The organism is Bradyrhizobium sp., assembly GCF_016219575.1.
Lineage (GTDB): Bacteria > Pseudomonadota > Alphaproteobacteria > Rhizobiales > Xanthobacteraceae > Bradyrhizobium.
The window spans coordinates 236,608-246,535 of sequence record NZ_JACRMG010000020.1 but is presented as its reverse complement, the minus strand read 5'-3'; the positions used below and the strand labels follow the sequence as shown (position 1 = coordinate 246,535).

11 protein-coding genes are annotated in these 9,928 nt (G+C 64.0%); 4 read left to right on the top strand and 7 right to left on the bottom strand.

Annotation, left to right across the window (positions count from 1 at the left end):
* The coding region (locus HZB49_RS18065) for a hypothetical protein (RefSeq protein ID WP_291613743.1) at positions 1-224 on the top strand (224 nt) is incomplete at its 5' end.
* Positions 225-337: 113 nt separating this feature from the next.
* Here HZB49_RS18065 and HZB49_RS18060 read toward each other — a convergent pair.
* From HZB49_RS18060 to HZB49_RS18040, 5 genes are all read right to left on the bottom strand, one after another.
* Positions 338-1,981: a GMC family oxidoreductase N-terminal domain-containing protein gene (locus tag HZB49_RS18060; protein WP_291613741.1), complete on the bottom strand. Its 1,644-nt coding sequence runs from the start codon at positions 1,979-1,981 to the stop codon at positions 338-340.
* A gap of 153 nt (positions 1,982-2,134) precedes the next feature.
* Positions 2,135-2,728: a GNAT family protein gene (locus HZB49_RS18055; RefSeq protein ID WP_291613739.1), complete on the bottom strand. Its 594-nt coding sequence runs from the start codon at positions 2,726-2,728 to the stop codon at positions 2,135-2,137.
* Between the two features lie 235 nt (positions 2,729-2,963).
* Positions 2,964-3,890, bottom strand: coding sequence for an SMP-30/gluconolactonase/LRE family protein (locus tag HZB49_RS18050; protein ID WP_291613738.1), 927 nt, complete (start codon positions 3,888-3,890; stop codon positions 2,964-2,966).
* A 287-nt stretch (positions 3,891-4,177) separates the two neighbouring features.
* Entirely contained in the window at positions 4,178-5,017 is an 840-nt protein-coding gene (locus HZB49_RS18045) for an AraC family transcriptional regulator (RefSeq protein ID WP_291613736.1), read from the bottom strand.
* Positions 5,018-5,121: 104 nt separating this feature from the next.
* A complete protein-coding gene (locus tag HZB49_RS18040) occupies positions 5,122-5,478 on the bottom strand; it encodes a hypothetical protein (RefSeq protein ID WP_291613772.1) in 357 nt (118 codons plus the stop codon).
* A 156-nt stretch (positions 5,479-5,634) separates the two neighbouring features.
* Here HZB49_RS18040 and HZB49_RS18035 point away from each other — a divergent pair, with 156 nt between their 5' ends.
* Complete coding sequence (locus HZB49_RS18035) at positions 5,635-5,859, top strand: hypothetical protein (protein WP_291613734.1); 225 nt, start codon at positions 5,635-5,637, stop codon at positions 5,857-5,859.
* A gap of 227 nt (positions 5,860-6,086) precedes the next feature.
* On the opposite strand, the gene HZB49_RS18030 is transcribed toward HZB49_RS18035, so the two are convergent.
* The gene (locus HZB49_RS18030) at positions 6,087-6,521 is read right to left on the bottom strand and encodes a cupin domain-containing protein (RefSeq protein WP_291613733.1); all 435 of its coding nucleotides are present in this window, start codon (positions 6,519-6,521) and stop codon (positions 6,087-6,089) included.
* A gap of 299 nt (positions 6,522-6,820) precedes the next feature.
* Positions 6,821-7,477, bottom strand: a complete 657-nt coding sequence (locus HZB49_RS18025; RefSeq protein ID WP_291613731.1) for a glutathione S-transferase family protein — start codon at positions 7,475-7,477, stop codon at positions 6,821-6,823.
* 191 nt (positions 7,478-7,668) lie between these two features.
* Between HZB49_RS18025 and phaZ the strand changes: the two genes are divergently transcribed.
* Both phaZ and HZB49_RS18015 read left to right on the top strand, forming a co-directional pair.
* Positions 7,669-8,892 (top strand): polyhydroxyalkanoate depolymerase, encoded by a 1,224-nt coding sequence (gene phaZ, locus HZB49_RS18020; protein ID WP_291613729.1) that lies wholly within the window; start codon positions 7,669-7,671, stop codon positions 8,890-8,892.
* 91 nt (positions 8,893-8,983) lie between these two features.
* Positions 8,984-9,778, top strand: a complete 795-nt coding sequence (locus HZB49_RS18015) for a substrate-binding domain-containing protein (RefSeq protein WP_291613727.1) — start codon at positions 8,984-8,986, stop codon at positions 9,776-9,778.
* Positions 9,779-9,928: the final 150 nt, after the last annotated feature.

Here is a 9,928-nt window from a genome sequence, read left to right as displayed (position 1 = left end):
GCCTTTACCGCCTCGTACTCCGGGATCAGAAAACGCCACTTCTGCAGATAATTGCGTTCAATCGTCCGGTCATAGCTGTTGTCGCGCATCGGATCATCCTCCAGTGGAGCGATCCAATCAGCGAATTAGTGAACATGCACAATTGCGAGGAGCAAAGCGAGGAAGCAATCCAGCTTCCTAGCTGCGGCGAAGCAAGCTGGATTGCTTCGCTTCGCTCGCAATGACGGTTGTGGCCAAGTTTCACTTGTAGGATGGGTAGAGCGCAGCGAAACCCATCACTTTCGTTAGCCTCACATTGATGGGTTTCGCCTACGGCTCTACCCATCCTACGATTCCCTCACGCATATCCCGCCAGCTTCACCGCTTCCGGCGCCGCCTTGCCGCGGATCATATCGCTGGCCTTGTCGGCGATCATCAGCGTCGACGCATTGAGGTTGGCCGAGATCATGCGCGGCATGATCGAGGCGTCGATCACGCGCAGGCCCTCGAGACCGTGGACGCGGAGCTGGTCGTCGACGACGGCCCACGGCTTGTCGGCCGGCCCCATCCGGCAGGTGCAGCCGGGATGGAAGGTGGTGGTGCCGCGTTCCGTCACTGCCGCCAGGATCTCCGCGTCGCTCTGCACCTTCGGGCCCGGGAAATCCTCATAGGCATAATACGGCTTGAGCGGCTCGGAGGCGAGCAGGCGTCGCGCCAGCTTCATGCCGGCGACGACGACGCGGCGGTCGATCTCCTCGACGAGGTAGTTGGTCTGGATGATCGGCGGCTCGAACGGATCGGACGAGCGGGCGCGGACGTAACCGCGGCTCTCCGGCCGCTGTTGCCAGGAGGCAACCGTCATGCCCGGCTCGTCCTCGAGCTGGCCCTGCACGCCCTCCTTGTAACTCGCCGGCGTGAAGGTGAGCTGCAGGTCGGAGGTTTCGTGCGTCTCGCCGGAATGCCAGAAGCAGTAGACCATGGTCGGCGACAGCGACAGCAGGCCGCGCCGCGTGGTCGCCCATTTCAGCGCCTCGACCCAGAGGCTGAGGCCGCGCCGAAGCTCGTTGATGGTCTTGATGTTCTTCACACGGGCCACCGAGCGCGGCGCGTAGTGGTCCTGCAGGCCCTCGCCGACGCCGGGCAGCGCGTGGCGCACCTGGATGCCGAGCGAGTTCAATAGTTCCGGCGACCCGACGCCGGAGAGCTGCAGCACCTGCGGCGAATTATAGGCGCCGCCGGAGAGGATGACTTCCTTCGACGCGCGCACCTCGACCGGCGTGCCGCCGCGCCCGCCCCTGAGGTAGCGCACGCCGACCGCGCGCTTGCCCTCGAAGATGATGTTGGTGACGTGGGCATGCGTGCGCACGTCGACATTGCCGCGCTTGCGCGCCGGATGCAGGAACGCTTTCGCAGCGCTCATGCGCAGGCCGCCCTCGATGGTGCGCTGGCAGTAGGAGACGCCTTCCTGGATCCCGCCGTTGTAATCGGGGTTCTTGGGAATGCCGAGGCTGACCGCGCCTTCCATGAAGGCTTCGCAGAGCGGATCCTGCCAGTCCATGGTGGTGACCGTGAGCGGTCCCTCGCGGCCGCGGAAGGTGTCTTCGCCCTCGCCGACCCGCTTCTCCATCCGCTTGAAGTACGGCAGCACGTCCGGATAGCCCCAGCCGCGGTTGCCCATCTGCGCCCAGGTGTCGAAATCCTGGCGCTGGCCGCGGTTGTAGATGTGGCCGTTGATCGAGGACGAACCGCCGAGCGTCTTGCCGCGCGGCGCATAGATGCTGCGGCCGCCGGTCCACGGGCCCACTTCCTGCTGGTAGGCCCAGTTGATGCTCTTCATGTGGAAGGTCTTGATGAAGCCCGCCGGCAGATGGATGTAGGGATGCCAGTCGCTCGGCCCCGCCTCCAGCACGCAGATCTTTGTTCCCAAGTCCTCGCCCAGCCGGTTGGCAAGCACGCTGCCCGCAGAACCGGCGCCGATGATCACATAATCGAACGTTTCCATTTTGCCGTTTCTTGTTTGCGCATGATCTTTGCCGAAAACCGTTTCCCGCTTTGCGCGAACGCGGCCCTCCGGGTCGGGATCATGCTCCCTCTTGTTTGAGCATGATCTTTTCGGAGAACCGGTTCCCACTTCTCCGGATCATGCTCGTGGCCGCTACCGCGCCTTCTCGTTCAACTGATAGTTCAGATGCGCCTTCACCGTCGGCCATTCCGAGGCGATGATGCTGAAGACCACAGTGTCGCGCAACGTGCCGTTCGGCGCAATCTGGTGGTTGCGCAAAATGCCGTCCTGCTTGGCGCCGAGCCGCTCGATGCCGCGCCGGCTCTGTTGGTTGAAGAAATGGGTGCGGAATTCTACCGCAATGCAATCGAGCTTCTCGAAGGCGTGCTGCAGCAGCAGGAGCTTGCACTGGGTGTTGAGCGCCGTGCGCTGCACACGCTTGGCATACCATGTAGAGCCGATCTCGACCCGGCGGTTCGGCATGTCGACGTTCATGTACGTCGTCATGCCCGCGATCTTGCCGTCGGCGTCGAACACCGTGAACGGCAGCATGGAGCCGGCCGCCTGCAGGCCCAGCCGGCGGTCGATCTCCTTCTTCATGTTTTCCGCGGTCGGGATGAAGGTGTACCAGAGCTTCCAGAGCTCGCCGTCCTTTACCGCGTCGAGCAGTCCGTCCAGCTGATCTGACGACAGCGGCTCCAGCCGCGCATGCGCGCCGCGGAGGGTTACCGGTTCAAGCCAGGGCATTCGTTACACTCCCTCTCCTCATCCTGAGGAGCCGCGAAGCGGCATCTCGAAGGATGCAGGCCCGTCTGTGGCCTCATGGTTCTCCCGGCGATGCGATAGCATCGTCCGGCGACGCGCTTGGCGCCTCTCCCGTTCGTCATTCCGGGATGGCCCGAAGGACCAGACCCGGAATCTCGAGATTCCGGGTTCTCGCTTCGCGAGCCCCGGAATGACGATCGCGCTTTTAGCGCGCTCGTCATCTGTTCAAAAAATTCAGCGGCAATCCCGGCCGCGGCCAGTCCATCGCGATCAGTTCGCCCTTGCCGGACAGCGTGATGTAGGCGGTCTTCAGCCCGGGCCCGCCGAAGGCGATGTTGGTGGTGACGCGGTCGCCGGTCGGCACCTGCTCCACCAGCGTGCCGTCGGGCGCAATCACGGAGATGCAGCCCGAGATCAGCGTGGCGACGCAGACATTGCCTGACGCCTCGACCGCAAGAGAATCGAACATCTGGTAGCCGCCGAGCCCCGCGATCGGCTTGCCGCGCTCGCCGCGATAGATCACGTCGCGCGGCTTCAGCGTGCCGGGCTCGGAAATCTCGTAGGCCCACAGCCGTGCGGTCGGCGTCTCCGCGATGTAGACGATGTTCTCGTCCGGCGACAGCCCGATGCCGTTGGCCGGCAGCACCCCGTGCACGACCTCGACGATGTCGGTCATGCCGGGCTTCAGATAATACATCCCGCCGACATCCATCTCGCGGGCGCGGCGCTTGCCTAGGTCGGAGAACCACAGGCCGCCGTGCCTGTCGAACACGAGATCGTTCGGCCCGCGCAGCGCATGCTCGCCGCATTTTGCAACCACCGTCTCGACCTTGCCGCTTTGCAGATCGACGCGCTGGATCGAGCCGCCCTGATAATCGTCCGGCTGCGGTCCCGGCATGATCATGTTGCGGGTCGGGATCCAGCTAAAGCCGCCATTGTTGCAGACATACATCTTGCCGTCGGGGCCGAGCGCGGCGCCGTTCGGCCCGCCCGGAATTTTCGCGACCACTTCCTTGCGGCCGTCGGGCCAGACCCGGGTCAGCCGCTGCCCGCGGATTTCCACCAGCACCACGGAGCCGTCGGGCATCGCCACCGGCCCTTCCGGAAATTCCAGATCGGTGGCGAGAACGCGGATATTGGCCATCGAAAATCCTCCCGGCTCTTTCGGCTGCAGGCGGATTTTTGGCTAGCCCCCGCGCACGCAACATCTTGTTGCGTCCGTTATGGCAAAGTCGATGTGGCTTGCCAAGCAAGTGCGGACCGCCCCGCAGCGCAGGGCTGCGTTGCGCGAAGCGGTGCAATTCGTCGTCCTCGGTGCAATCGCCACCGATGCCCATTTGTAGGATGGGTAGGGCGCAGCGAAACCCATCCCTGGCAACGCGACGAAAGATGATGGGTTTCGCTTTCGCTCTACCCATCCTACGGACTAGGCTATTCCTGCACCGGCACCCAGATCTCCAGCCCGCCATTGCCGGTGGCCGGATCGAACTTCTCGTCATAGCGCTCGAAGCTTGGCGCATCGGCGACCTTCAGGGCGGACTGCGGCAGCCATTGATTCCAGATCGCGCTGACGGTGCGGCGGATGGTGGAGACGTGCTCGCGGTGGGTGAACACCACATAGCGCTGCGCCGGGATGCGGACCCGCGCGAACTCGCGCGGCAGGTCGGAGAAATCGGAAACCTCGACGCCTGCGATGTAGTCGAAATTGCCGGAATCATCGCCATTGCAGCAGACGCCATAGGCGACGTTGCCGACGCGGTCGGGGATGTCGCCGGCCCTCTGGTGAAAGAGCTGCCATTGATTGGGGATGTTGGCGCCGCCATTGTCGCAGAAATTGTACCGCTCGCCGACGCCGGCAACGAGCAACGCCCTGGCGGTCTCGAAACGCGGCGGTTGCAGATCGGTCGTGGGCGTGGAGTCCATCATGATCGGCTCCTGTAGCTTGAGCTTGTCGAGGCAGGTTGCGGCGCGTACCTGCTCCGGCGTGACGCCGAAATGGTCGCGGAACGCGCGGGTGAATGCTTCGTGGGAGCCGTAGTCCGCTTCCAGCGCCAGCGTAAGAATGTCGGGCGCACCTTTGGCCAGCGAGCGCGCCGCCTTGGTGAGGCGGCGGGCGCGCACATAGCGCATGACCGACATTCCCGTCGCTTCCGCTAACGCCCGCACCATGTGAAAGCGCGACACGCCGCCGACGGATGCGATCTCGTCGAGCGTCAGGCTGTCGGCGAGATGGCTCTCGACATACCACAGCGCCTTCTGGGCGGGATTCATGGGAAAACGGCTCTCCTTCGAAGCGTCCGCATCATGCCCGCTGCGAAGGCGGCGCGTTTGACAGTCCTTGCTCTCGTTCGGAGGAACCGGAGGCAATCGTGCGGCTACTTCGCGCCCTCTTTCGCGGCCGGCGCCGCGTTCTTCGCCGGCGGCGCGGCAGCCTTCTTCACCTCCTCAATCGCCTTCTTCTGTTCCTCGACCAGTTTCTCCAGCGACGCCACGGCCGCCTTCAGGCCGTCGATCTGCCGGTAGGCCGCATCCAGCCTGCGCTGATTGTCGAGCGAGAGTTTCGTGATGGTCTTCTGCAGGAAATCGACATTGCTCTGCAGGCAGGAGGTGCGCCGCTCCATGGTCTTTTCCACGGTGCAGATCTCGATGCCCGGGACGTCCTGGGCGTGGCTGGCTTGCGGCAACAGGCAGAACACCGCGCAGACAGCGGCAACGACGATCCGGCCGATCATGAAACGCCCCATCGGAAAACCTCGATCACGTCAATTTGCACGCAGCCGGCATGAAGCGCCACAGATACCACAATCGTATCCTATAGATCGCCCGTGTGCGACCGGGCGGTCCGGAACCGGGTGGGCGTAATTGGCGAAGCGTGGACAGGGTGACAAATGGCAACGCGGGAAAAGCGGCTGGCGCAGTTCGACGGACTTGGCGCTCCTCCGCCGGAACAGGCAGTCGAGGTGCTGTGCGAGGATCACAGCGGAACGTATCAATTGCCGTTTGCCTGCCGCTTTGTCGATGGCCAGTGGCGCAATGACCAATCCGGCGGCGCCGTCGAAGCGACCGTGATCGGCTGGCGGCTGCCGCGCGTCAAACAGCCCGGCGCGGCGTAAGAGAAGCGCGCCTGTATCAAAACGCGACGCAGGCGCGAGGTCTTCTTAACGTTCGGAACGCGCTTCGAACAAACCGCGCCCGAATCAGCGATGGCGCGCCGTACTCACCTGTTCACGGCTAGATGTCGGCACCGGCCGGAAAAACCGCACAACATGCAGCACGGCCACGAAGGGCCACAGCCAGCGGCCGATGACAAGGGTTAACTCCTCGGGGGACGACATGGCGCTCACCTCCACGGCGTGACCGGCGGCACCTTGTCGGTGGCCGGCGGCATGTCGACGGTCTTGAAATCGGCGGGGCTGACGATTTCCATGTATTCCATGTCCGGCGAGTAATCGAACAGGTAGTGCACGATGCCCGGCCGCTGGTGCACGACGTCGCCGGCCTGCACCAGGGTCGGCTTGTCCTCGTACATGAAGCGCGCCCAGCCCTTCATCATGATGACGATCTGGAATTCGCAATCGTGGCGATGCCAGCCGGTGCCGTTCTCCGGCGGGCAATCGGGATTGGCCTTGACCAGATGGCAGATCACCTGCCCGCCGGTCGCATCCGCAATGCCGAGGTCGCGATACAGGAAGAAGTCGCGCAGGCCCCCGCCCTTGTAGTCGGTGTCGCCGGGCTTGATGTGGGAGAACTTGCCGACTGCCGCGTGCTGGTTCATTGACGCCTCCATTGTTCTCGTTCGTGAGCACGCAAGGGGCGAAGCGTCCAAATTTTCGGCAGCGGCGCGTCATTGCGGTCACGGCTGAAATGTTGCCATGCGAAAATCGCGCCAGACGCGCTGCACTGCGTCATTGCAGCGTTTGCGATTGCAATGTCGCTGATTGGAAAGCGAAACCGGGATTACGGCTCACCTGGCTGCGCGGGCGCAGCGGTGTGGCGGCTGCCATGGCACGCGCTTGGGCAAGAGCATGCCTGCGGCGTGAGCCCGCCGGACGCGCAAGGCGCGGGCAGGCGTGCCTAATATTCGACCTCGAGCTCCTCGATGTCGGCAGGCTCGGCGAGCGCCGCGTCGATCCATTCCTTCATTTCCGGCATGGCCATGATGGTCCTGGCATAGGCGGCCAGCTTCGGCTCCAGCCTGACGTCATAGGTCATGAAGCGCGTCACGACCGGCGCATACATCGCATCCGCCATGGTGCGCTGCGCACCGAACAGGAACGGCCCGCCGGACTTGGCGAGGCACTCGCGCCAGATGGTGCAGACGCGGTCGATGTCGGCCTGGGCGCGCGACCAGATCTTGAAGCCGGGAAAATGCCCCTTGAGATTGACCGGCAGCGAGGCGCGCAGCGTGGTGAAGCCGGAATGGATTTCGCCGCAGATCGAGCGGCAATGCGCGCGCTGCACGCGGTCGGCAGGCAGCAGCCCGGCGCCGGGACAGATCTCGTTGAGGTATTCGGCGATCGCCAGCGTGTCCCAGACGGTGGCGCCCTCGTGGCGCAGGCACGGCACCAGGATCGAGGACGACAGCAGCAGGATTTCGGCGCGGGCCGACGGATCATCCGGCGCGGTGACGATCTCCTCGAAATCCAGGCCTGAGAATTTCGCCAGCAGCCAGCCGCGCAACGACCATGACGAGTAGTTCTTGCTGCTGATGGTCAGTGTGGTCTTTGCCATCTGGCCTTTCCCTCACGCTACATGCCCGGTTCGGGCAATACCGGCCGCCGGCGCCGCGCGCGCGGCCGCAGCCGGGCTCTCTTACCCCGTGGTTCGGGCCTTTTTGCAGCAAGCGACGTGCCAGTTTGATGCCCCTCCCGCCCCGCTTTGGCTCCGATATTGCATGACCTGGGAGGCAGGGGCGGAAGTGAATGATGTCAATGATGTACCAGGCCTGGCAGAACCAGATGGACCTCGCGGCGCCGTGGCGGTCGGGCGCGGCCAACGCGCTGAAATATCTCAATCTGGTGCCGCAGGGCGGCTCTGACCGGCTGTTCGGCAGGCTCGCCGCTGCGCTGGAGCTGATCTCGCGCTCGACGCTGACCTACACCCGCCCGGACTACGGCATCGGCACGGTCATGGTGGGCAACCGCGAGCTCGCGGTCACGGAGGAAGTCACCTATGCGACGCCGTTCGGCTCGCTGCTGCACTTCAAGAAGGAGGACGGCCCCGAGCTGCCGCGGCTGCTGCTGGTGGCGCCGATGTCTGGCCATTTTGCCACGCTCTTGCGCGGCACCGTGAAGACGCTGCTGCAGGACCACGACGTCTACATCACCGACTGGCACAATCCACGCGACATCCCTCTCGACCGCGGCCGCTTCGGGCTCGAGGACTACACCGATCATCTCATCACCTTCATGGACAAGCTCGGGCCGCGCTCCCACATGGTGGCGATCTGCCAGCCCTCGGTGTCGGCGCTGGCGGCAGCCGCGATCATGTGCGAGGACGACCACCCTGCGCGCCCGGCGACGCTGACCCTGATGGCGGGCCCGATCGACACGCGCATCCTGCCGACCAAGGTCAACGAATTCGCCAAGAGCAAGCCGATCGGCTGGTTCGAGAGCAATTTGATCAACTACGTGCCGGTGCAGTGCAAGGGCGCGTTCCGCAAGGTCTATCCCGGCTTCGTGCAGCTCTCGGCGTTCGTGTCGATGAACCTCGAGCGCCACATCAAGCAGCACATGGACCTCGCCCACCACATCGCCAAGGGCGAGAAGGAAAAGGCCGAGATCATCAAGACCTTCTACGACGAGTATTTTGCCGTCATGGACCTGCCGGCGGAATTCTACATCGAGACCGTACGCGACGTGTTCCAGGAACATCTCCTGCCGCAGGGCAAGCTGATGCACCGCGGCCGGGCGGTGAACCCGGCGGCGATCAGGCGCATGGGGCTGATGACGGTCGAGGGCGAGAAGGACGACATCTGCTCGATCGGCCAGACACTGGCGGCGCAGGACCTCTGCTCCGGCGTGCGCGCCTATCGCAAGGTGCATCACATGCAGGCCGGCGTCGGCCATTACGGCGTGTTCTCCGGCAAGAAGTGGAACAACGAGATCTATCCGCTGCTGCGCGATTTCGTCCACGTTAATTCGTGAGGGCACTCCGGCTCCTCGCGGTGACGACTGGCTCGCCTCCCGAATAAGCGCTAGCATTCCTCCCAACAAAACGTCCCGGGAGGACACGGCCATGCGGCTCTCAGCACGCCTGAGCACATTTGTGCCTGTCCTTCTCTGCCTGCTGCTGCTTGCCCCGCCCGCCTCCGCCGCCGAAATCCGGGTGATGATCTCCGGCGGACTCTCCGCCGCCTATGAAGTGCTGGTGCCCGAATTCGAACGCGCCACCGGCCACAAGGTGCTCACCGCACGCGGTCCCTCGATGGGCACCACCGTGAATGCCATTCCGGTGCGGCTGGAGCGCGGCGAGCCCGCCGACGTCCTGATCATGGTCGGCTATGCGCTGAAGGATCTCGCTGACAAGGGCAAGGTCATGCAAGGCTCGAGCGTCGATCTCGTGAAGTCGCCGATCGGCATTGCCGTGAAGTCCGGCGCGCCGAAACCCGACATCGGCACCGCGGATGCGGTCAAGCGCGCGTTGCTGGCGGCGAAGACTATTGCCTATTCCGACAGCGCCAGCGGCGTCTACGTCTCGACCGAGATGTTCCAGAAGCTCGGCATCGCCGAAGAGATGAAGGGCAAGGCGCGAAAGATCCCGGCCACACCCGTCGGCGAGATCGTGGCCCACGGCGATGCCGAGATCGGCTTTCAGCAGATCAGCGAATTGAAACCGGTTGCCGGCGTCGACATTGTCGGGCCGTTGCCGGACGAACTGCAGCGCATCACGGTGTTCTCGGCCGGTATCGCCACAGTCTCGAAAGAGCCGGACGCAGGCCGGGCGCTGATCAAATTCCTGGCCTCGCCTGCGGCGCGCGAAGCCATCGTCAAGAGCGGGTTGGATCCGATCCCGACAAGCGCCACGAACTAGGACGTGTACTCATAAATGCGAGATGTCCGCTCCTAGGGGTAAAGCAGACTTCCTCTGATCGTCCGCCGATGTCGGCTTTTGACCCTCAACGGTCATTGGCAGCATCGCGTGTTGCCGTAGCGAAGCCGCTTTTGTCCCTATCCAAGTGCT